Annotated in this window: 19 protein-coding genes; all 19 read right to left on the reverse strand. The window is 48.9% G+C overall.

The window, feature by feature from the left end; translation table 11 throughout:
• Positions 1 to 33 precede the first annotated feature (33 nt).
• The 19 genes from yycH to MKX98_RS33935 all read right to left on the reverse strand — a co-directional run bounded on the left by yycH (position 34) and on the right by MKX98_RS33935 (position 23,924).
• Positions 34 to 1,314 (reverse strand): two-component system activity regulator YycH, encoded by a 1,281-nt coding sequence (gene yycH / locus MKX98_RS33845; protein ID WP_220687061.1) that lies wholly within the window; start codon positions 1,312 to 1,314, stop codon positions 34 to 36.
• Positions 1,311 to 3,140 carry a cell wall metabolism sensor histidine kinase WalK gene (gene walK, locus MKX98_RS33850; protein WP_194540259.1) on the reverse strand — a complete coding sequence of 610 codons (1,830 nt, stop codon included), beginning with the start codon at positions 3,138 to 3,140 and terminating at the stop codon, positions 1,311 to 1,313. The genes yycH and walK overlap by 4 nt, the downstream gene beginning before the upstream one ends.
• A complete protein-coding gene (gene yycF / locus MKX98_RS33855; RefSeq protein ID WP_071219355.1) occupies positions 3,140 to 3,871 on the reverse strand; it encodes a response regulator YycF in 732 nt (243 codons plus the stop codon). Before yycF ends, walK begins: the two co-directional genes overlap by 1 nt.
• Positions 3,872 to 5,049: 1,178 nt before the next feature.
• Complete coding sequence (locus tag MKX98_RS33860; protein WP_339220766.1) at positions 5,050 to 6,618, reverse strand: M23 family metallopeptidase; 1,569 nt, start codon at positions 6,616 to 6,618, stop codon at positions 5,050 to 5,052.
• A gap of 272 nt (positions 6,619 to 6,890) precedes the next feature.
• Entirely contained in the window at positions 6,891 to 7,577 is a 687-nt protein-coding gene (locus tag MKX98_RS33865; RefSeq protein ID WP_339220767.1) for a hypothetical protein, read from the reverse strand.
• 594 nt (positions 7,578 to 8,171) lie between these two features.
• Positions 8,172 to 9,461 carry an adenylosuccinate synthase gene (locus MKX98_RS33870; RefSeq protein WP_260064478.1) on the reverse strand — a complete coding sequence of 430 codons (1,290 nt, stop codon included), beginning with the start codon at positions 9,459 to 9,461 and terminating at the stop codon, positions 8,172 to 8,174.
• A 406-nt stretch (positions 9,462 to 9,867) separates the two neighbouring features.
• The gene (gene dnaB, locus MKX98_RS33875) at positions 9,868 to 11,232 is read right to left on the reverse strand and encodes a replicative DNA helicase (protein ID WP_071219350.1); all 1,365 of its coding nucleotides are present in this window, start codon (positions 11,230 to 11,232) and stop codon (positions 9,868 to 9,870) included.
• Between the two features lies 1 nt (position 11,233).
• Positions 11,234 to 11,677, reverse strand: a complete 444-nt coding sequence (rplI, locus tag MKX98_RS33880; protein WP_339220770.1) for a 50S ribosomal protein L9 — start codon at positions 11,675 to 11,677, stop codon at positions 11,234 to 11,236.
• Positions 11,674 to 13,674 carry a DHH family phosphoesterase gene (locus MKX98_RS33885; protein WP_339220772.1) on the reverse strand — a complete coding sequence of 667 codons (2,001 nt, stop codon included), beginning with the start codon at positions 13,672 to 13,674 and terminating at the stop codon, positions 11,674 to 11,676. The genes rplI and MKX98_RS33885 overlap by 4 nt, the downstream gene beginning before the upstream one ends.
• An 11-nt stretch (positions 13,675 to 13,685) precedes the next feature.
• Positions 13,686 to 14,603 carry a DUF2232 domain-containing protein gene (locus MKX98_RS33890; protein WP_339220774.1) on the reverse strand — a complete coding sequence of 306 codons (918 nt, stop codon included), beginning with the start codon at positions 14,601 to 14,603 and terminating at the stop codon, positions 13,686 to 13,688.
• A 5-nt stretch (positions 14,604 to 14,608) separates the two neighbouring features.
• Entirely contained in the window at positions 14,609 to 14,911 is a 303-nt protein-coding gene (locus MKX98_RS33895; protein WP_174819218.1) for a MazG-like family protein, read from the reverse strand.
• 262 nt (positions 14,912 to 15,173) lie between these two features.
• Positions 15,174 to 15,608 carry a CBS domain-containing protein gene (locus tag MKX98_RS33900; protein WP_071219346.1) on the reverse strand — a complete coding sequence of 145 codons (435 nt, stop codon included), beginning with the start codon at positions 15,606 to 15,608 and terminating at the stop codon, positions 15,174 to 15,176.
• A 223-nt stretch (positions 15,609 to 15,831) separates the two neighbouring features.
• Positions 15,832 to 16,818 (reverse strand): LCP family protein, encoded by a 987-nt coding sequence (locus MKX98_RS33905; RefSeq protein WP_071219345.1) that lies wholly within the window; start codon positions 16,816 to 16,818, stop codon positions 15,832 to 15,834.
• A 241-nt stretch (positions 16,819 to 17,059) separates the two neighbouring features.
• On the reverse strand, positions 17,060 to 18,031 hold the full coding sequence (locus MKX98_RS33910) for a D-alanyl-D-alanine carboxypeptidase family protein (RefSeq protein ID WP_220687055.1): 972 nt from the start codon (positions 18,029 to 18,031) through the stop codon (positions 17,060 to 17,062).
• Positions 18,032 to 18,244: 213 nt separating this feature from the next.
• The gene (locus MKX98_RS33915) at positions 18,245 to 19,210 is read right to left on the reverse strand and encodes a dipeptide ABC transporter ATP-binding protein (RefSeq protein ID WP_220687054.1); all 966 of its coding nucleotides are present in this window, start codon (positions 19,208 to 19,210) and stop codon (positions 18,245 to 18,247) included.
• Positions 19,210 to 20,184 (reverse strand): ABC transporter ATP-binding protein, encoded by a 975-nt coding sequence (locus MKX98_RS33920; protein WP_071219342.1) that lies wholly within the window; start codon positions 20,182 to 20,184, stop codon positions 19,210 to 19,212. The genes MKX98_RS33915 and MKX98_RS33920 overlap by 1 nt, the downstream gene beginning before the upstream one ends.
• Positions 20,185 to 20,195: 11 nt before the next feature.
• Complete coding sequence (opp4C, locus tag MKX98_RS33925; protein WP_220687053.1) at positions 20,196 to 21,119, reverse strand: oligopeptide ABC transporter permease; 924 nt, start codon at positions 21,117 to 21,119, stop codon at positions 20,196 to 20,198.
• A 12-nt stretch (positions 21,120 to 21,131) separates the two neighbouring features.
• Positions 21,132 to 22,094 carry an ABC transporter permease gene (locus MKX98_RS33930; RefSeq protein WP_220687052.1) on the reverse strand — a complete coding sequence of 321 codons (963 nt, stop codon included), beginning with the start codon at positions 22,092 to 22,094 and terminating at the stop codon, positions 21,132 to 21,134.
• A 66-nt stretch (positions 22,095 to 22,160) separates the two neighbouring features.
• On the reverse strand, positions 22,161 to 23,924 hold the full coding sequence (locus MKX98_RS33935; RefSeq protein ID WP_260064475.1) for an ABC transporter substrate-binding protein: 1,764 nt from the start codon (positions 23,922 to 23,924) through the stop codon (positions 22,161 to 22,163).
• Positions 23,925 to 24,225: the final 301 nt, after the last annotated feature.

Genomic DNA, 24,225 nt, shown 5'->3' on the forward strand with positions numbered 1-24,225 from the left:
TCCCTCCTTATGATTCAATAACGATCTCTATCATTATTCGAGTGTGATAACTGACCCGTTCTGGAGCTCCAAGGCCCATACTGGCTTTAGCAGCAGTCCTTCTCCCGTTAGGACCGGTAAATAGGCGGGATCCAGACCTATAACCATATTCTTTCCCTCCATATAAGGCTTCAGCTTCGCTTCCAGGGCCTCGCCCCCTGTCAGTTTCACCATCTGTTTCTTCAAGGCAGCAGACTCAAGATATAACAGCGAGCGCTCATACGAGGTTACCGTTCCCTGCTGTAGATCCAATTCCATGACGCCATACTGGAAGCCCGGTGTATCCAGGATCGGGAATCCGCCATAGTACTGCTGGAATTTCACCAGCGTACGATCCTCGGATTCCCCCGCCTTAGCCAGCCTGTACGTGCCATTCCAGCCCCCGTGCTGATTCACGAAATCGATGGCCGACAGCACATCCTTACCGGGGCTGCTCTCACCGGATGGCGGCGCAGCCGGATCGGTATAACTGATCCATTTTTGCCCCTGATCCACCTGCAGGCTCCGCTTACTGTCCGTATAAATCTCGGAGCCATCTTTTTCCCGGATATTGCGCGTGATGCTAGGGTCAAAGAACAGGCTGCGCTGCATCTGATCTACCGTATATTCGCCAATGGGCAGTTCAATGCTGACCATATTCAGTTCCTTCGCCGGGGTATAATACCGGCCATCCACCATCTTATACGGCGTCCAGCTCAGCCCGAAGTCCACCAGCTGATCCACATCCTGGACGGTCAAATCCGCCTGGGCGGCTTCATAGACCACATCGCCCTCCATGCTGAAAAACATGACATGGATCTTCGCTTCGCCTTCCACGCTGTACAGCCATATTTTATTGATGCTTTCCCCTTCAAACAGGGTGTCCGGGACGATCTGCATCACTCTTTGGAGCAGCGTAACCGGAATGCCCGAATCAAAGCTCAGCTCAATGCCCCGATTCTCCGAGCGAACCTTGGCCCAGTCGATATTGCTGACCATCCGCCGCTGGAAATTATCAAAGGTCCGTCCTTTAAGCCTGTTATATACGAGATTGTAGAATGTATCGTTCGGATAGAACACCGTATGTTGGTCTTCGCCCAGATGAATGATCATCTTGTCGGGGAAGAGCAGATTCTCGGCCTTTTCCTCCGGGCCCATTTCCTCGGTTCGGATATAGGCGTTCTTGGATTGCACAACCGAATCACTGCCCGGAAAGCGGAAAATCAAAACGTAACTCTGCAGCAAACTGCCCACGACCAGCACAACCAACAGAATGGTCTTTAATCGCTCCTTCACGTTAATGCCCTCCCCTCGTTATCCAGGGGCAAGGTGAAGGTCACCGTGGTGCCTTTCTCCAGCTCGGATTGAAGCGTAATAAAGCCTCCATGTGCCCTGACAATTTCCCGGGCAATGGATAATCCGAGGCCTGTCCCGCCTAAATTGCGCGTTCGGGCCTTATCCACCCGGTAGAAGCGCTCGAAGATCCGATCCAGATCCTTCTTCGGAATGCCGATCCCGGTATCCTTTACCGATAAGGACAGCATGCCATCCTCCGTTATGCTTGCATCCATGGTGATAGTGCCTCCGTCTGGCGTATATTTAAGGGCATTGGATATCAGGTTATCGAGAACCTGATCAATGCCATCCCGGTCCAGCATAGCTGTCGATACGCCCGGTTTCACCTCAATAATGGTACGGATACGCTTTTGCTTCATTTGAAAAGAGAACCGATCCTCAACGTCCTCCAGCATCTCCACAATGTCCGTTGGTTCCTTATGCAGGGCAGCCTCCTTGGAATCAAGCCGTGACAGATGCAGCAGGTCCGTTACCAGCCGGATCATCCGGCCGGTCTCATTCTGGATGACGCCGACAAATCGCGGCCCCATCTGTTTATCCTCCAACGCCCCATCTTCCAGCGCTTCGGTATAACTCTTGATGGTGGTCAGCGGCGTGCGCAGCTCATGGGATACATTCGCCACGAACTCTCGCCGTGATGCTTCCAGCTTTTCCTGCTCGGTAACGTCTTGCAGCACTGCAATCGTACCAGTGATGCCGATTTCCCGCCGATGAATCGGAGTAAAGGTCACACGCATCATGAACGGTTCGCTGCCCTCGCGCGGCACAATCTCCAGCAGCTTGGAATCATGCCCTTCGCTGCGCGCCAGCGCCTCCGATTCGGACTCCTCAAGACCCAGCAGGGAAACGATATCGTGTCCTGCCAGCTCTTCTCCCTCCACGCCCAGCATTTCCCCGGCGCGCCGATTCATCAGAATGACGCGTCCCGCTTCATCGGTTGCGATAACGCCGTCACTCATATTGGTTAGAATCGATGCCAGCTTCTCTTTCTCTTCTTCGTTCTGCGAGAGGGCTTCGCGCAAACGGCTGGTCATATAGTTGAACGCCTGGCTGAGCTGGCCGATCTCATCGCTGCCGAACACCGGCGTTTTCTCGGTAAACCGGCCGTCCGCGACGGCCCGGGCATGCTTGGTCAGCTCCTTGATCGGGTTGGTGATCGTATGCGACAGGATGACGCCAAGCACCGCCGTCAAGCCAAGGGCCAAGAGAATGCCCGATATAAAAATATTGTTGATCCGCTGCATCGTGCTGTACAGCTCACTCATGCTGGCTACGATATAAATGGCGCCGACGATTTTCTCGTTGTACATGACGGGCTTGGCCACCACTTTTTTGCGGATGTTATCATCATCGATAATATACTCTTCATTATCCTGTATACCCTGCAATGCCCGGCTGACAACCGTCTGCGTGTTCTTCGTGTTCACGTAATCGGCATGGGAGGGCAGCGAGGTTGTCAGTACCCGTCCGGTGGAATCCAGTACCTGAATCTCGGCTCCGTTCAGATTGAACAGATTGTTCACCATGACGCGCAGGCTCTCATACGGGTCCTCCTCCGTAACATTCTCGCCGCCAAGGGTCTTGGCCGCCAGAACCGACATCAGCTCTGCGCGTTCCTGCAAGTCCTTCGTGAAATTGCTGGTCAGCGAGTTCTTCATCGCACTGACAAAATACACCCCGATCAGCTGCATCGCGATCAGTATGAGAAGGACATATATAATGATGACCTTCGCCTGAATGGTGCGGAAGAAGGACAGCCACTTCATTACAGGCCTCCGTTTTTAGCGCTGCGCATCAGGTAGCCCAGTCCGCGCCGAGTCAGGATATATTCCGGCTTGCTCGGATTCTCTTCAATCTTCTCGCGAAGTCGGCGAATCGTAACATCCACGGTCCGCACATCGCCAAAGTATTCAAAACCCCATACCGCCTGCAGCAAATGTTCACGAGTCATCACTTTACCGGCATTACGGGCCAAATAATACACCAATTCGTATTCGCGGTGCGTCAGATCGAGCGCTTCCCCGCTTTTATATACCATGTACATATCGGTATCAATGAACAGCTCAAACAGCCGCAGGCCTTGTCCGCCTGCACTTGTGCCGCCTGTGTTATCCGCTGAGTTGTCCGGCTTTTGCTGACGGCGCAGATGCGCCTTCACGCGTGCCAATATTTCTCTGGTGCTGAACGGCTTCGTCACGTAATCATCCGCGCCAAGCTCAAGTCCAAGCACCTTGTCAATCTCCCCGTCCTTTGCCGTCAGCATGATGATCGGGATCTGCAGGTTCGCGGCACGTACCTCGCGGCACACATCCATTCCGTCTTTTCCGGGCAGCATCAAATCAAGCAGCATTAAATCCGGCCGCTTCGTAAGCGCAATCTCCACCGCGCTAATGCCATCAAAAGCGCAGATGACCTCATAGCCCTCTTTTTCCAAGTTAAACTTTAAAATATCGGCGATGGGTTGTTCGTCATCCACCACCAGAATGGTTCCCTGCATTGTCCTGTTCACCTCATACCTTCACATAAAGAGGATGTTCAAAAAGTCCCCCTTCGAACTCACACATAAACGGTCTTCTTCCCATTTTACCACACCTGCCGCCGCTACACACCCATCGCTCCTGACAGCTGACCTGATTCGGGGGATGGTTTTCAACGGTTGAAATTTATAACTCCCCTGGATTATGATGGAATATAACTTTCGAAGGAGGTTCATTCATCTTATTGAAGTTAAGATTGAGAGCTCAATCTATAAGTACAGGGAGGGGTTGTTTGGATGGAAAGTACAAATATAGTTACTCATTTTAGACCCATATATATTCTGTTTATCCTCATTCTGATCATCACATTGTTCATCATGATTTTTCGGAATCGCCATAAAGTAATCAATGGTTTTACAATCGCAATAATTACCCTTATTAGTTTGGCAGTATCCGCTCATCTGACCTATCAAATAGGTTACCTTGCAGATGAATTGGGAACCAGTGGCGACGCTGTATCCTTTATTATGTTTATTGCAGTAGTGATACTATCATTGGTTAATCTCCTAGTCTACGCCTACAAAAGAGAATAGTTTTTATTAATGTTTCCCACCCACACCGCCTCCCAACGGCCTACCCGATTCAGGGGGCGGCCTACCCGCTTCCGCAGCGGAAGGCACGGGGATGGATTCGACAGATAAGGGAAAACCTTCGGCTGCAGCGAGCGGTGTCATTCGGAGAGCGGCAGCGATCGCCTTTGAATTCGGAAAATCTCAGCTTACGCAACATTCTTATTTTCCGAATTCAACAGCGACGGAGGAGGATACCGCTTGCGCCCCCACTGCAGCTATTTCCCGTTCTGTCCTACCCAAACCGCCCCCCAACGGCCGCCTCGATTTAGGGGGCGGCCACCCGCTTCCGCAGCGGAAGGCACGGGGATGGATTCGACAGATAAGGGAAAATATCTTGGAAGACGCCTTTGGGAGTCCTTTGTTCCCTCATAAAATTTAAATTCCGACAAAGGGCGGACAACAGCGGCTGGAAAGATATTTCCCGTTCTGTCCCACATCCCCATCCCAACAACTTCTGGCAAGACGCAAAGATAGCCGCCCCCGTTAAGGAGCGGCCATCTTCACTATTATGATATATGAACCAATAATGGCTTATGTCGCATTGGTTTATCAAGTATAACACAGAACTACAGATAATTCATCGGATTTTGAGCAACTCCATTTTTTTGCACTTCGAAATGGAGATGAGTTCCAGTAGAACGGCCCGTATTGCCCATGACGCCCAGCTTGGAGCCTTGTCCAACCGATTGTCCGTTGCTTACGGAAATCCTGCTCATATGTCCATACAGGGTGCGGTATCCATTGCCGTGATCGACAATGACGACATTGCCGTAACCGCTCTGCTGACCGGCGAAGACCACTCTGCCCGAAGCGGCTGCCATAATCGTGCTCCCGCCAACCATATCGACACCTTCGTGGCTTCTTCCCCAACGATGACCGTAGGAGCTCGTAATACGCGCCCCGCTGACCGGCCATGCGAACATGCTGCCGCTGGATTTCTGGGTCACCGTTGCCGCTTTTTTCTTCGGCGCTACCTTGGTGCCTTTATACACCACTTCCGGCAGGGATTCCTGAACCACCTGTTGGCCTGTCCATTGCTTAGAGATGACCTTGCCGTTCTCTTTGGTTACGATGTAGTCCACGGTTTTCACGCCATCCCGCCCGGGACGAACGACCTTTCGTTTCCCCAGTGGAAGCTCGCTGCTCTTGCGGACAATCGTTTCCGGCTTGCTTGGCTGCTTCTCCGACACCGCCTCCACCGTTCTTACCGTCAACGGTGCTTCCGGTTTCGTTACCTGCAGCTCGGCCCCGATCTGCACGTATTTCTCCTCCAGCCCGGGATTCAGCGCCATGACGTCAGCAGACTTCATGCCAAAATGCTGCGCAATTGAGGAGATCGTATCTCCCTCTTTCACCGTGTATACCACCGGCTTGTCCTTCGTGCCCGTAAGCACTTTAACCGCTTCTTCTACGTCTAGCACCTTGTTCGGGTCAGCCTTTGTGTTGGCAAGCGAGATCTTCTCCTTAATATCCACGGACTGGAGCCCGCTTCCGTCATCGCTCTTCTTGCTCGATGCCGATGCCGACGTCTTCGTGAAAGCGACCCTCTGGGTCTTCTCCTCCTGGGCAGCTGCCGGAGCGAACTTCAGCTTGGCCGCTTCGACGGCAGCTTTGGCCGCCTGCTGATCCTTCACGATGGCAACTGTCTTGCCGTTCACCTTCAGCTCCACGCCGCGGGCATATGCCTTCAGCATGTTATCCAGCTTTTGGAGAGTCTCCTCGCTGTTCACCTCTGGTTTAAAGGAACGATCAGCCTTCGTTGTAATGCCGTCGGTGTGAAGCACCATAAGTACGTCAGGGTGCTCCTGCTGATACTCCTTTTGCTTCTCTTTGAGCAGCTGGTCAAGCTGGGCATCATCTTGAATGGTACCGATCGCTTTTCCATCTACGTACACATGATAGAACGGAACCGTATTCGCGTTCACATACGCTTTTCCGCCCGTATATATCGATCCTGCTATGAGCAATGCCCCTGCCGATATCCAAATCCACCTGCGCGGTGAAGTCCATCCCCGTTTTTGTGGATTCGACGGCTCCGAGGGCTCTCGATTCGAGTTGTTGTTGTGGGCAGAATGATCGGCTGCTTGCTTGCGCAAGAGGCTGTCCATCCACCGTTTCCCCTTAGAACCTTTCATGTCTCTCTCCTTTAAGCCTTGTTCATATGTAAGAATCTGTTCATTTGAACTCGCTGACTTAGTATTGATTATGACACAACCTGTCAAAAGGTATCAAAATTTTAACCTTTTCGATCTTCGTATACTTTAACATAGCCATTACAATCATTTCAAGTTTACGAAAACAGCGAAAAACCCGCGCTGGGCGCGGGTTTCCTGATTTTCCCTAATATATAACCACCGCAAGTCAGTGACAAAACAGTGACAGAACGGGCCTGATAACCGTTATACCGTTATTCTTTAAGCATAGTGATCAGTTTATCGAATTCCTCGGCATTCAAATATTTGGATATGCCCTGCTCGATGTCCGCAAGTTCCGCTGCAGTCAGCCCGTCCTCCATCGCCGCAGAAATCTTCTGCATTTCCGATTGGGGTAGTTTATTCATCAGCAGGGTAAAAATCTCTTCCTTCTCTTCTGTTGGCAAACTGTCCTTCCGATCCACAATTTCCCCCGGCGTCATCACAATCTCCTGATCTTCCAGCGAGGAATCGTCAGGCTGCTCTGTCGTGTTCGTACCCATTACTGGCAAGGAATTATCAGGTGCCTCTTCATCAGCTGGCGGCTCACCCGTCGTTCCCGCCGGGTTCGATTTCGCCTCGTCATCCTCTTGTGCCTCTCCATTACGATCCAAGCCGCTCCCTGGCGTTGGTTCATCGGACGTAGCATTCTTATCTTTTGCCCTATTGTTATCCCCCGCGGGGTTGGCACTGCCGACATCCGGCTTGGTGCCGGAGCCCATACCGAGCATCGACTTCATGATACCTCCAATCCCCATCGGCTCCGTCTCCAACTGAATGTTAAAACTGGACAACACCGATTGAATATAGGCATTGACCACGATGCCTGTTGTCACAATCGTGAGCGTGCTCACCAGGATGGCGGTCAAGCTAACTTTCAGCAGCCATTTCGTCCACTTCATCCGTATTCCTCCTTCCTCCTACATGCTCTGAAATGACATGGCGATGATTGCTTTCTTTTTCCAGTATTGACGGCTCGGAATCGCTTCAATCCTCTTTCCCTCATTTTTTCTACCTCCATTTGATATATTTCATGATTCCGTTAGTTTTAGGCCCATTCCAAAATGAAAAAACCGGAACCATCCCTAGCAACCTAGTAGATGAATCCGGTTTTTATTATGCTGGATCGTGTGCCTTGTCCAGCTCTCAAGAAGGCCACACGCCTCATTGACTTCGTATGGCTTCTGTCCCCCCTACATTGATTTGACTGCATATACCCGCTGCCTTTAGCCCCAATTCCAAATTATCAGCGTGCTGTCCTCTATGTCTCTCTCCATTATAGGGTGGATGGACAACTGGCTAAGGGATAATATTCTTCAAATGAAGGGACAAATTCTTCCACATTTAGGCATCAATGTTATCGCAGAATGCGTTCTGGTTTCCACCTTCTTTGCCAAAAAGAAAAACCCGCCGATACTATCATCGGCAGGTTTATAGACCTATCTTAATCGTTGAAGTTGAACTTCTAGTCTCTCTACTCTTGATCCAACGCTAGATTATTTCTCGTAAATCGGAAGCACTTGATTCGTCTGCTCCCGGTTGCGGCCCACAGAGAAGATGGCAATCGGAATGCCGGTCAGTTCGGATACGCGCTCTACGTAGCGGCGGGTGTTCTCCGGCAGATCCTCCAGCGTTTTGGCGCCGGTAATGTCTTCACTCCAGCCTGGCAGCTCTTCATAGATCGCTTCGCACTCGGCAAGCATTTTCAGGCTTGCTGGGTAATGCGTAATCTCTTCGCCGCGGAATTTATATGCGGTACAGATCTTAACGGTCTCAAGACCGCTCAGCACATCCAGCGAGTTCAGGGACAAGCCGGTAATTCCGCTCACGCGGCGGGCATGGCGCACAACTACGCTATCGAACCAGCCTACACGGCGAGCGCGTCCGGTTACCGTGCCGTATTCATGTCCTTTTTCCCGAATATACGCCCCAATTTCATTGTCCAGCTCCGTTGGGAAAGGTCCATCCCCTACACGGGTCGTATAGGATTTAGCCACACCGATCACCTGCTGAATCTTCGATGGTCCCACACCGGAGCCGATACATACACCGCCTGCAGAAGGATTCGAAGACGTAACGAACGGGTACGTGCCTTGGTCGATGTCCAGCATGACGCCCTGCGCGCCTTCGAACAATACTTTTTGATTCTCATCGATCGCATCATTCAGGATGACGGAAGTGTCACGCACATATTTACGAATGATTTCGGCGTATTCCAGGTATTGCGTTAAAATTTCTTCAACATCGAGTGCTTCCCCGCCATACACCTGGGTAATGACTTGATTCTTCTCCTTCACCAGATGGCGAAGCCTCAGTTCGAACTCTTCAGCATCCATCAGATCTGCGATCCGGATGCCGTTACGTGCAGCTTTATCCATATAGCAAGGGCCGATCCCCTTGCGGGTTGTACCGATTTTGTTCGGACCTTTCCGGTCCTCTTCCAGAGCATCCAATACCATATGATAAGGCATGATAACATGAGCACGATCACTGATTACCAGATTATCCGTGCTGAACCCGTTATCATGAATATAATTAATCTCTTCAATAAGTGCAGCCGGGTTAACGACCATACCGTTTCCGATCACACAGGTTTTATCTTTATAGAATACTCCGGATGGAATCAAGCTAAGCTTGAATTTTTTACCGTCAATCAGAATGGTGTGGCCGGCATTGTTGCCGCCTTGGTAACGGGCTACCACGTCAGCGCTTTCAGCTAAATAATCCGTGATTTTCCCTTTCCCTTCATCTCCCCATTGTGTTCCCACAACGACTACCGTTGACATATTCATTCCTCCGCTCGGGCTGTTACACCCTTAATATTTCGCGAAACACTGTGAAATAACCTTTACAAACTGATTAAATTTCAACCTCACTGCACTAAAGCAGCAATACCAGTGTAACAGTCCCCATTTTTAAAGTCAAATACAAAAACGAACAATCGCACATCAGTGTGTACGATTGTTCGGAATTAGGACAAGATTATCGAATGATTGCAGCATTATTCGGGGAACCGCCATAAGAAAAACGACCGTCGACGTACTTTCTCAGAAGACAGACCGCGGTTAGAGGAAGCTTTTCTTGCGATATCAGGAAGGCCCAAGCTTCGAAGATTATACTTGATATCTTAAGAAATGCCCTTTACTTACAACCAGCGGCAGATGTCTGCCTATAGGGTTAACCTGTAACGCGTCATCCGGCAGCAAAGGCATCGGCATGCGTTCGTTCGTAATTGACGAATTTATTAAAGTTCTTCAGGAAGACCAGTTCCACCGTACCTACAGGACCGTTACGCTGTTTAGCAATGATGATCTCGATGATGTTCTTCTTCTCGGTTTCCTGATTGTAATAATCATCCCGGTACAAGAACGCAACGATATCGGCATCCTGCTCGATCGAACCGGATTCCCGAAGGTCACTCATCATCGGACGCTTGTCCTGACGCTGCTCCACGCCCCGGCTGAGCTGTGACAGCGCGATAACCGGCACTTCAAGCTCACGGGCAATTTGTTTAAGCGTACGCGAGATCTCGGATACCTCCTGCTGCCGGTTCTCCCCGGCCTTGCCGCGTCCATGAATGAGCTGGAGGTAATCGATCAGGATCATGCCAAGACCCTTCTCTTTCTTCAGACGACGGCACTTCGCACGAATATCGGCAACCGTAACACCCGGTGTATCATCAATGTAAATCTCGGCTTCCGACAGGGCTGCGATGCCCATCGTAAGCTTGGACCAATCCTCATCACCTTTGAAATCACCGTTACGCATGACCCCTGCATCCAGGTTAGCCTCCGCACAGATCATACGCTGTACGAGCTGCGGCGCTGACATCTCCAGACTGAAGATCGCCACGGTTTCTTTGGCACGAATGGCCACGTTCTGAGCAATATTCAATGCAAACGCGGTTTTACCTACGGAAGGACGGGCAGCTACGATGATCAAGTCGTTGCGCTGGAATCCACTTGTCATTTTGTCCAAGTCCACAAAACCGGATGGAATTCCCGTTGTATTCCCCCGGTTCTGATGGAGAACCTCCACCTTCTCGAATACTTCCATCAGCACGTCGCGGATCGCAATAAATCCGCTGCCCGTGCGTCGATTGGAAATTTCGAGAATGCGCCGCTCCGCCTCGCTGAGCATACCGGATACATCTTCTCCTCCGGTATATCCTTCACTGACAATCTGTGTTGCGGTGCGAATCAACCGCCGCAGCATCGATTTCTCTTCGATGATCTGGGCGTAATAATCCACGTTCGCAGCCGTCGGAACCGCATGGGCCAGCTTTGCTAAATAGCTGACACCACCGACCTCTTCCAGCTGCCCTTTATCTTGCAGGAGAGATGTAAGGGTCACCAGATCGATCGGTTGATTGCCTTCCCCGAGCTGCACCATAACTTCATAGATCATCTGATGCGTTTTGTCGTAGAAGTCCTCGGCCTGCACCCGCTCCATCGCTGTAATCAGCGCTTCACTTTGCAGCAGAATGGCACCCAGCACCGCCTGCTCTGCCTCAAGGTTCTGCGGGGGGACCCGATCGAAATAGAGTTCTCCTCCCATATTACTCCTCCGTAATTTGAACCTTGAGCGTCGCCTTGACGTCAGGGTGCAGCTTCACCGGAATCTGGGTAACACCCAGACTGCGGATCGGATCGCTAAGTTCAATTTTGCGTTTGTCGATTTTGATCTTCTGTCCTGCCAGCGCTTCAGCAATTTGTTTGCTGGTAATGGCGCCGAACAGACGGCCGCCTTCTCCAGCCTTAGCTTTCAGGACAACCGTCATCTCTTCCAGCTTTTTGCCGAGCGCCTGTGCTTCTTCCTTCTCCTGAGCCTTGCGCTTCTCCTCGGAAGCCTGCTGCTGCTCCAGTGTTTTCATGTTGCCGTCGGTTGCCGGACGAGCGACCCCACGCGGAATCAGGAAGTTTATTGCATATCCTTCCGAAACTTCCTTCACTTCACCTTTCTTGCCTTGACCCTTCATATCTTTTATGAAAATGACTTTCATTCAAATAACCCCTCTTTCGCTTCGATGTCCTTCAGTACTTCCATCAACTTCTCCTCGGCTTTCTCAGGCGTCGTATCCAGTTGTACTGCGGCGTTCGTTAAATGTCCGCCTCCCCCGAGACGTTCCATAATCATCTGAACATTCATCTTGCCCATGGAGCGGGCGCTAATGCCAATCTTGCCGTCTGTGCGTTCGCTTATGACAAACGATGCCTGCACATCCGTCATATTCAGCAGCATATCCGCCACTTGAGCGATCAATAGCTGCGGCATGGGCTCCCCGCTCTTCGAAACCGCAATGGCGATATGGTCATATACCATTCTAGCATGTTTCACGATTTCTGCCTTCGCTATAAATTCTGTCAGATCTTCCTTGAGTACCCGCTGAATCATCATTGTATCGGCTCCGTGACGACGCAGGAAACCGGCAGCCTCGAACGTTCTCGATCCCGTGTGGAGGGCAAAATGCTTCGTATCCACCGTGATCCCCGCCAATAAGGCCGTTGCCTCAACCGGCGTAAGGGATACCCGTTCGTGAATATACTGCAGCACCTCCGTAACCAGCTCGCAGGTTGATGAGGCATACGGTTCAAGATAGATCAGCACCGCATCGTTAATAAACTCTTCTCCGCGCCGGTGATGATCCATTACAACGACCCGGCTTGCGCGATGAACCAGCCGCGGCTCCATCGTCATGGAGGCTTTATGCGTATCAACCACAACGAGCAATGTGTGCTCTGTCATGATCTGCATCGCTTGTTCGGTGGAGATGAATCGGTTCATCAAGGCTTCGTCCTTCCGGACCTCTTCCATCAGCCTCGATATGGACGGATTCATGCCCTCCATCACGATATAAGCCTCCACTTTATACATCTGAGCTGCTTTCAACACGCCGATTGCAGCGCCGACCACGTCCATATCCGGCAGCTTATGACCCATGATGATCACTTTGTCGCTCTCCTGCATCAAATCGCGCAGCGCATGGGAGATAACGCGTGCTCTTACGCGCGTCCGTTTCTCCACTGCATTGGATTTACCGCCATAGAAGGAGAGCCTCTGGCCCGCTTTGACAGCTGCCTGATCTCCGCCGCGGCCCAGTGCCATATCCAAACTGGATTGTGCCAACTGCCCAAGCTCCGTGATGTCGTCTGAACCGAAAGCAAGACCAACGCTTAGCGTCAGCGGTACCTTCAGATCGGCGGTCATCTCCCGGACTTCATCCAAGATGAGAAAGCGGCTGTTCTCCAGCGCATCAAGCGACCTGTGGTTGAGCATCATCAAATAACGGTCCGAGGAAAGTCTCCGCAAATAGACGTTAAATTCACGCGCCCAATCGGTAATCTCGCTGGTTACCTTCGCAATCAGTGCCGTCCGCTGTTGATCATCCATCCCTTGCGAGGCTTCATCGATGTTATCCATCATGATAATGCCCAAGGCCAATCGCTCATCCTCATACCGCTGCCTTAGCACGGCCAGCTCGGTAATCTCATCCAGATAGATTAATTGCTCATCCGGAATGACCGTTGCTCCATAGAACTTATCCTCGTGGGAGATCTCCAGACGAATTTCTTTCGGCAGCTTCTCCTTGTTATCCTTCTTCTCTTGAGCTTCCTTTATCGCGACAACCAGCTGGGGAAACAGGTCCTCTAAGGATGCGCCGACCAACGACTGCTGCGGAAACATATTGACCACGAATTGGTTATGCCACTCCACGGTCTTGTCCTCGCTGTACAGGACAATGCCAAATGGCAGCACGCTGACCGCTTCGCCTTCGACCCGCTGAATCCGAAATGACAGATCCCCAATATAATCGACCAGCTCGCGGCGGAATTTCATCTCCGTCTTTAGCATGGCATAGCCGCCTGCCACCGCAAGCAGCAGACCGACCAGCCCCAGAATGGTATTGTAGAACGACAGAAATATAACAAGCAGAAGCACCAGCGCAAACGCCCAGACGGTATGATAGCCGTGCCAGCGCTTCTGCAGAAATTTAGGCATGACTCATCACCCTATCTTTTGGTTTTACTAAACGCCTGACGAAGTGGAAATGCCAGGTCCAGGATTCCGATGATCATAGCCGGCGGGAACAGCACAATCGGTATAGCCGTCAAAAGCGGTACAATCGGATGCCACTTCCGTTCGTGAGTGAGATAGTAGAAGAACCCTAGCGCTTGAATCATGAAGCAGATCTGCAGCAAAGGCGTAGCGTTTGCCACGATCATCTTCATGAAGGTATTGTCCGAATTAACGGTTGCTATGTTGATGAAGAAGATGAGCAAGTAGTACCAGATCAGGGAACGCGGCAGCATCCATTCTCTAGCCGGCTTCAGGCGCGGCACGGTCAAGCCCATACTGCCCAATGTAGGACGAGCCAAAGCATGGGTTACCACCGTCATGAGGAATGAGCTGATAATCATCGCAAATGGAACCAAGCGCATCGTTTGATCTTTTATTAACTGTGTATCGAGTTCGGTGCCAAGGAACTGTCCTCCCAGGCCTCCTTCTACACCCATCTCAGTGAGCGGAGCCGTCGTCATCTTCACAATCTCATCCACATACTCCGACAGATTTAACTGGAAGAAGGCGGTACTGATCATGAGCAGAAGAAGCATTTCCACCAGCATGACTGCCATGCCATACTTCAATACCTGCATAGCTGCCTTCCGCTTCCGGTACAAATACCCCATGACAATCCCCGGAATGGCAAAATAGATCGCAAATAACACATAAATAGGGTGAATCAGAAGCGCGATCAGCCACACTGGCACCACATGCATGATAAATAATTTTGTATTCAAGGCCGTAAACAGAATCGCAACCGGTAGAACTAACAAGAAAGCCGTTACGATCGAAAAGGGTGTGAGTAATGATAGCAGCAGAAGCAAATAAATAACGCTCCATACCGCCGTAGTCCAGCGCAGTTTCAATATGTTCACCTCTTACGCAAATGTTCTTCGAGCGCGGAAATATCCTGGTACCAATCTTCCAGCTGATGTCCTTCCTGCTTATGCTTTTTCAATTTCTCTAACAAGAGATCGTCCAAATCCCGATAGGTCAAGCCGAGCCTTCGGCCCAGTATGTATGAGCTCATCATCAGGCTTACCAAACTGTCTCCAACCTTTGTAGTGCTGCCTTCCCATAGAGCTTTGAATAAGCGGGATACATTGTCAATTACTTCGGTTTTGAGCCATTCAATCACTTTGGCACGTTTAGCTACATCCAAGTCCTTCGGCATATTTGGCATATCCATCTCTCCCTGAAAACAGCTTTATTCTCCATTATAGCATAAAAAAAAGCCGCCCACACAAAGGCCCATGCCCCCCCGTCCTTCCTTAGTCCCAGTTCGCACTCGGTAACCCACCTTCTCTTTGTGCTCCAATCGGGCCCCGGTTATTCCTCCCCGCTTTTTCGCTGCAGCTCGTTTCGATAAAAATAGGGCGTGTTACCCAGATTGTCATCGTGGTCCCACGCCCTTGTTTATTTTCAAGCCTGCTTGATTATGATGCCCCGTGGGACTCCATCGTCTCCTTGGAGACAATTCGTTCACAGTACTCTATGATGAGGCTTCTGCGTACAATTCCGATAAAGCGGTTCATATCATCCACGACAGGTACAAAGTTCTGCACCTTGGCCAGATTAATCAGATCCTCCATCCGGGCGTCAATCGACACCGGCTTGATATCCATACGAAAAGGAACATCCTTCAACAAAAATTTCGAAGCGTTCTCAAAAGTGATTTTGCCTTCCGAATTCTTCATATGCCATAACAGGTCACCTTCCGTTACAGTCCCTGCGTACTGACCGTTCTTATCCAGTACGGGCACGGCTGTATATCGGTGAAACTCCATCCGTTCCAGCGTCTGCCTGAGCGTAGAATCCAGTGTTAAACAGATCACTTCCTGCTTCGGTAACAGAAAAAAAGCGATATTCATAATGAATTATCCTCCTTATGACTCCAACCTCTGAAGTCATGTTAAGTAACCTTCCTGATTTAAAGCCTAGGTATGCAGGTTACTCCTTCCCCTATCCATACTCATACATACGTTAACTTCGCCATTCTGATTCCTTATATAGGGCACAAAATCAGCAGCCATCCGACTGCTGATTGAGATGAAGCAACGTACTATGACATCATCCGGGTGTACCGGTGTTTATTTATTTCAACTTTTGCTTCTCAGCATCTTTGGGCTGCAGCAGTTGATCAGCCGGCGTATCGGGGTTCATCCAGTTGTCAATTAGATCCCGGGCTTCCTGCACGTCTTCCATGTCGGGCTCGTTATAGTAGACGCCGCCAATTTTCATGCCTTCCCCCATGATCGTATAGCTGGTCATATCCACTTTGCCACCGGTCAGCATCTGTTTCGCCAGGTCAATAATGAACTTAGGCTGCATATCGGTCTGGAAATTATCACCCATGATCTCAATCAATTCAGGCACCTTGCCGATCTGATCAAGCTTCATCACCCGCTTGGCCGCTACGTCCAAAAACACTTGCTGTCTCTTCGCACGATTAAAGTCGCTATCTTCCCGATAACGGACATAATTCAAAGCTTCTTCACCGTTATAAATCGGTTTGTTGGCTTCAATCGTGAATTTCTCATGGTCTCTGCCTTTATTAACGATATCCTTGCCGATCGGCAGCTCCACGCCCCCAATGGCATCAACAACATCCTTCAAGCCCTGAAAATTAATGGAAGCATAATAATCAAGTTCTTCTTCGAAAAATGCCTCCATCGTATCTTTGGCCATTTGATGACCGCCAAATGCAAACGCGTGGTTAATCTTATCTTTCTTGTCCTTACCGATAATATCGACATACGTGTCCCTTGGAACCGAAATTAAGAGCACTTTGGACTCCATGGGACGCACAACCGCATAGATCAACGTGTCCGAACGCGCAGGTTCATCCTCACGCTGGTCACTCCCGAGCAGCATAACCGAGAACGGCTCGCTCTGAAGTACGACAGGTTCAGGTGTCTTGTCGCTCTGGAGCGGTTTATACGATTTTTGTAATGATTCCTCTACATCCTTTGCCATAAACAGATCAAATGCAACAACCGCTAGCTGCGTTCTGAACAAAAATGCGGTTGAGCCAAGCAGTATGACCAAAGCAAGAGTAATATATATTGATTTCCTCTTCATGAGTTCAATTCCTTCTTTATTATAAAATAAATGAATAGATAAGTCAGATCGTTAAAGGTCCTTGCTTGCACCCCAAGCTACTTGGCTCCCCCTCCTCTCCTTATTAAACGGGAACTCCTCCCGTTGACTCACTTCATATCAGTAGGCCAGTTTCACACATCATCTATTGTAAACCAGATTATTGTCAAATGTGAACCCTTCACGGGCAGTTCTATAAATCTACCAAATCTTCAGCGATCTGCTAAACAGGTCTCTTATCATGCGTAAGAGCGGCTGAGATCCCCGAATATTGAAACCAGTCATCCAGCCGCTCTCTCCATGTTAACGTTTTGGCGAATCCGTAGTCAAATAGCTTTCGCGTCTCTTCAAATCTTGCTTCTTTGGACTCGGTACCCATGACAACGGCAACAAGCCGACTGCCTTGTTTCTCCGCAGTACCCGTGAAGCAGTATCCTGCGTTCGCTGTATACCCTGTCTTTAATCCGTCAGTGCCTTCATAGGAATAAGGACCTCCTACCGATGGCAGCATCCAATTGGTATTGCTTAAATATAAATTCCGTCCGCTGATCTTGGTTTGGGTCTTGCTGGAGGTGCTAAGAATATCCGGGTGGCTTCGAATCAAATGTGCTGCCAGCTTGGCCGTATCCTCTGCGGTCATCGCCGTTTCTCCATCCGATGACCAGGCTTGATCGTTGTCTGTGTTTCGCTCGACTCCCGACGCATTCACGAATCGTGTCGCGCTGGATAAGCCAATCTCTTTTGCCTTGGCATTCATTTTTCGGACAAACGCTTCCTCGGAGCCTGCAAAATGCTCGGCAAGCGCTACGGCCGCATCATTGGCCGAATAAACCGTTATGCTCTGGAACAATTCGCGTACCGTCACGATTTCGCCGGATTTCAAGGCGATTTTAACGCCGCTTACGTCACTAGCGGTATCGCTTATCTTGACTTCATCGTCCCAGGATCGGTTCCCGGTTTTAATATCATCCAGAATAACCAACTCGGTCATCAGCTTGGACATGCTTGCAGGCGGTAAGGGTATATCGCCATTTTCGCTGAGCAAAATACGCCCGGTGTTTAAATCCATCAAGACAACCGCTCGCGCGTCCACCTTCGGTTTAAATCCCGCTCGTTCTATATTTCCTATGACAACCGCCCCAATCGGGACGATTATTAACAATATCATGACCAGCCAAAGCCACCGTTTTTTCATAGAATTAGCCCTCCATAATAATAGACGGATAAAAAGGGCTTTTGGTCTGCTTTTTTTCGAAAATTTTATTTAGGAATTTTTGTAAAATGGTCCGTTGGTCTTCTGAAATGAAAAAGACCCCCACCCGTCCGCAGACGGAGGAAGTCCCCCTAGAAATTTTTATCTAATAATCGCTCTGGTTGTTGTCAGAAACTTTAGATATGAAGAGTCATATTAAGCGTAGTGGCAAGCAACGAAGTGATTGTTACCCATATCGCGATACTCTGGAATCTCCTGCTTGCACAGGTCTGAAGCCAGCGGACAGCGAGTATGGAACTTGCAGCCGGAAGGCGGGTTCGCCGGGCTTGGGATGTCTCCCTGCAGTACGATCCGATCGCGCTTCAGCGTTGGATCCGGTACTGGCACAGCCGATAGCAAGGCTTTTGTATAGGGATGCAGCGGGTTGCGGAACAATTCTTCCTTGCTGGCCATTTCCACCATCGATCCCAGATACATTACCCCAATTCGGTTGCACAAATGCTCTACAACACTGAGATCATGTGAAATGAACAAGTAAGTCAACTGTTTATCGCGCTGCAAATCACTAAGCAAGTTGATGATTTGCGCTTGAATCGATACATCCAGCGCGGAAACCGGCTCATCCGCTACAATAAAGTCTGGATTCAGAATCAATGCGCGGGCAATCCCGATCCGTTGACGCTGTCCACCGGAGAATTCATGCGGGTAACGATCATAATGATAGGCAGCAAGGCCGCAAATCTCAAGTGTTTCAATCACGCGATCCTTAAGATCCCTACGGTTAACTAAGCCATGGTCAATGAGTGCTTCGCCGATCGCTTCGCCAACCTTGATTCTTGGGTTCAGGGAGCTGAAAGGATCTTGGAACACGATCTGCATCTTCGGACGCAGTGCACGCATTTTCTCTTTGGACAAGGTATGGATATCCTGACCATTAAAGATAACCTTACCTTCCGTTTTCTCCAGCAGACGGAGAATGGTTCGGCCAATGGTGCTCTTGCCGCAGCCGGATTCACCTACAAGCCCGAAGGATTCACCTTTGTTAATGGAAAAGCTGACTCCGTCAACTGCTCTTACATTACCCACCGTCCGCTGCAATATGCCGCCGGTGATGGGAAAGTATTTCTTCAAACCATCGATTTCGATCAGTGCTTGACTCATTACGCTTTCCCCTCCTCTTCATACAACCAGCAAGCGACCTTATGGCCGTTAGGATCCGTACCGAGCGGAGGCGTCTTCTCTCTACAAATCTGCATGCATGATTCACAGCGATCATGGAAATGACAGTTGTCTCCAAGATCTACCGGATTGGGTACCTGACCCGGAATCGAATACAGACGTTCCTGGGTCTGATTAATGATGGGCTTAGCTTTCAAAAGCCCCTTGGTATATGGATGCTTCGGCTGCTTGAAGAGCTCAATGACCGGGGCTTCCTCAATAACTTTTCCTGCATACATAACAACAACATAGTCCGCCATCTCCGCTACGACACCCAGGTCATGCGTTATCAGCATAATGGATGTATTCAACTTCCCCTTGATGTCGCGCATCAGATCCAAAATCTGGGCCTGAATCGTAACATCAAGCGCTGTTGTTGGCTCGTCAGCAATCAGAAGCTTGGGATTACAGCTAAGCGCAATCGCGATCATAATCCGTTGGCGCATACCGCCGCTGAGCTCATGCGGATAGGAGTCGAAAATCTTCTCCGCACGCGGTATTCCTACCAGATTGATGAGGTCGATGGCACGTTGCTTAGCTTCTTTGCGGTTTACGAGCTGATGCAACAGAATCGGCTCTACAATCTGTTCCCCGATCGTTAATACCGGGTTCAGTGAGGTCATCGGTTCCTGGAAGATCATGGCGATATCGTTGCCGCGAATCAAACTCATTTCGCGCTTGCTCATCTTCAACAGGTCCTTGCCTTCATATAGAATCTCTCCTCCTACTGGAGGTGTATCAATTAAACGCATAAGAGACATGGCTGTTACGCTTTTACCACAGCCCGACTCACCAACCACGCACAGTGTTTCACCCTCACGGATTTTGAAGCTTACATCGTCGACGGCTTTCACGGTGCCTGCGGAGGTTTGAAAATGCGTTTTTAAATTGCGGAATTCAACTAATTCTTTTGCCATATTCGCATCTCCTACTTCTTCATTTTCGGGTCAAGTGCGTCGCGAAGCCCGTCACCGATCAAGTTGATTGCAACTACGGTAACCAGAATACACATACCTGGCGGAATCCATAGCCATGGTCTCTTCCGGAAATCAATCAAATTGTTTGCCGCAGAAATCATATTTCCCCAGGATGGTGTTGGTGGAACAACCCCAATCCCTAGGAAACTCAGCGCAGATTCATACAGAATAGCCCCTGCTACCCCTAAGGTTGCTGATACGATAATAATCGGAATCGTGTTAGGAAGCAGGTGACGGAAGATTTTGCGGCGATCCTTGAGCCCTAAAGCTTCGGTCGCTTGCATAAACTCCTGCTCGCGGAGCCCCAAAATTTGACCGCGAACGAGACGGGAGATACTGCTCCAGCCAAGTACCCCGATAATTAACATCAGGAAATAGATACGATCTGACGGTTCTACCTTCAAGTCTGACAAAATAGCGCCCAAGATAATGAGGATTGGGAGCGTAGGCAATGCCATAAAGATGTCGGCCATACGCATAATCAGCGTATCTACCCATCTACGATAAAATCCTGCCAAAGCGCCAAGGGTAGCACCGATAATAATGGAAATACCTGTGGCTACAAGTCCAACAGTAAGAGAAATTCTACCTGCGAGCATCATGCGCAGGAGAATGTCACGCCCCAGTTTATCGGTTCCTAACCAGTACTTCGAGCTTGGAGGCAAATTCTTGTCAAGTACACTGTAATCATATAAGGAATAAGGCGAAAAGAAAGGGCCAAAAAAGCACAGCAAAAACATAAATACAATTATGAAAAGTCCGATGACAGCGAGACGGTTTCTGGAAAAACGACGAATAGCAATTCGCCACGGGGAATCCGGCCGCTTCTTCGTAACTGGTAGATTCGTTTTTAATGGTGCAGTCTCTGCGGACAAATGAATCTCCTCCTACTTTAAGCGAATTCTTGGATCTGCAGCTCCATATAGAACGTCAGACAACAGGTTGCCCAGAAGTGTCAGTACCGATATGAATACTGTGAACCCAAGCATGAACGGATAGTCCCGCATACTGATCGATTCCAAATAAACTTGACCGACCCCGGGCCAGATGAAGATTTTCTCCATGATGATGGCTCCACCAAACAAGGATGGAAGCTCAAAACCCATGAGAGTAATAGCAGGAAGCATCGCATTGCGCAGCGCATGCTTAAATATTACCGTGCGCTCCTTCAATCCCTTTGCACGGGCTGTGCGGATGTAATCCTGACGGATAACCTCCAGCATGCTTGTACGGAAATACCGCGTCAAACTACCTGTGCTCAGCATCGTAAGTACGGTAACTGGTAAAAACATATGCCATGCAATATCGATGAGTTGATCCCATGTGCTTCCGTTCAGTCCTGAAGTCTTCATTCCGCCAACAGGAAACCACCCTAAATCCAAGGCAAACAACTTGATAAGTAAGAGTCCGATAAAGAAAGACGGCAGTGACATACACAAGAAGACTAATAAAGTTACGATCTTGTCAAACAATGAATACTGAAATTTCGCTGAGAACACGCCAGCAAAAGCAGCTATAATCCAACTCAATATTAAACTGAAAATCGCAACAAAAAAGGAATTCCATACGTAATTATTCATTACGGTTGTGACAGGTTGTTTGTGCACAAGGGAATCTCCGAGATTACCCTTTAACATATTGCCGACCCATGTAAGATAACGCTCAACAGGCGGCTTATCCAAACCATAAATTTCCCGAAGCTGAGCTGCTTTCTCAGCAGTCATCGTCGGGTTGTTCACTGCAGTGATATAATCACCTGGTACCAAAGATGATATAGCAAATATGAGAATCGAAATCCCGATCATGGTCGGGATGATCTGCAGCAGCCTCCGGATAATGTACTGCTTCATAATATTCCTCCCGGCTTATAAGTGCATATGCCCAGCTCTTGCGAGCTGAGCATATGTTTCTTGATGCTATTGTTGAATTTCTGCTTTGTACAGGTCAACTACGAAGTTTTTGTAAGGTGTGATGTCAATGCCGTTCAATCTGGAGTTGATTGCCCACATATCACGTCTTTGGTAGATCGGAAGATCTGGAACGTCCTTGTTCAGAATTTGGTATGCTTCCGCATAAGCCGCTTTACGCTCTTCCAAATCAAAGGCATTCAGACCTTTCTTCATAGCTGCATCATAGTCAGGATTGGAATATCCGAGGTCATTTTGCTGTCCATCTGTGATATACACCGTGGAGTCTGGGTCTGGAGTCAAGCCCCAAGCAGCAAAGAACATATCGAACTCGCCTTTATCCTTCTTATCCATGATTGCATTAAAGTCCAAAGTTTCAGCTGTCAACTTGATGCCCAGCTCTTGGTAGTTCGTTGTCATAATCGGAATCAAAGCATCAATTACCGGGTTGTCAGCAGTTGCCGAGAAATGAATTTCGAATTTCTCGCCGTCTTTCTCGCGGATTCCGTCAGCACCTGGAGCCCAGCCTGCTTCATCAAGAAGCTGCTTCGCTTTCTCCATATCAAACTCGTACGGCTCAATACCTTCATTCGTGTAAGCCCATGATTCGCTGGATTGTGGAATATTAATTACGTTCGCATATTTACCATAGATGATTTCAACAGCTTCAGCACGATTCAAACCGTACATCAAAGCCTGACGAACTTTAGGATCTTGGAATTTAGGATTTTTATGGTTCAGTGCAACATAGCCGTAACCATTGTATGGGAACATGTTATAGTCCAAGAAGCCCATTTCTTTAACAGCTTCTACGTTATCTTCGCTCACCGAAATCATATCCATATCGATTTCACCGGATTGGAACATAGCCAATTTGGTTTCGTCGGTTGTAGTCTTGTAGATGACGTTCTTAATTTTTGGTGCGCCCAAGAAATAGTTAGGATTAGCTTCCAATACTACTTCTTGTCCAGGAGAGAAACTTTTCAGTACATATTGACCACTGCCGACTGGTTTGGCATGCAGGTCTTTCATGTACTCCAGGTTTCCTTGCTTGTAATCTTTGCCATAAACGGATTCTGGAACAAAATATACAGTACCCAGATTATCCTTGGTCATGGCATTTGCTTCTGTAACTTCGATTTCAACGGTATTGTCATCGATGATTTTAATACCGGAAATCTCGTCAGCTTTACCATCGTAATAATCTTTTCCGCCTTTAATGTTAACAGACAGAATGTCGGATTGTCCGTCATAGCTTTTGTCATGTAAAACTTTCATGGCGAAAGCATAGTCTTTTACAGTAACCGGATCGCCATTGGAGTATGTCACACCCGGCTTCAATTTGAACGTGTATTTTAATTTGTCTTCCGACACTTCAACGCTCTCAGCCAGGCGATTACTGTAAGTTCCATCCCCATTCAGAGCGAAAAAAGAATCGAAAATTGCGTCTACAACATAACGGTCGTACGCTGTTTGCCAGTAGAATGGGCTAAATACCCCTTTAGGTGCTGTCATACCAACAACGAGTGTGTCTTTACGTGCCAACGCAGTCGCGGGATTAGCAGATGGATCTGTTGCCTCGAAATAACCCTGGCTGTCGTCTCCAGTTTCAGCCGGCGGTTCTGTAGTATCTTTGTCGCCTTCAGCTGGTGGTGTTTGCTCTGTTTGCTCCCCTTGACTTGGCTGTTCTGCTGTTCCTCCGCTCGAACATGCTGCCAGTACCGTGATGGCCAAAAGCATGATTGCAAGCAGGAGTGACATTCTTTTCTTCATGCGAATCCTCCTCTTAAAAAATGATGTTGCATTATAAATTATCAGGACGAATATTGAAATCATCCTTAAATAATTTCGGTATAGAAGTTCTCCAGGATGTCATTGCATGATGTGAAAAAGATTGAAAGTTTTACAGAAAATATACCATTGGTCAATTAGTGCCAAAGTCTCTAGCAAAATCTTCTTGCCTATAAAATTAATGTTATGATACGTGTAAATTTAGGTAACGTCAATTACTTTTTTTCATATTTCTCAAAAACCATGTTTTTATCGTCGTTTTTGAGGTTAATAATTAAGTTTA

It is taken from the genome of Paenibacillus sp. FSL W7-1332 (assembly GCF_037969785.1).
Lineage (GTDB): Bacteria > Bacillota > Bacilli > Paenibacillales > Paenibacillaceae > Paenibacillus_AQ.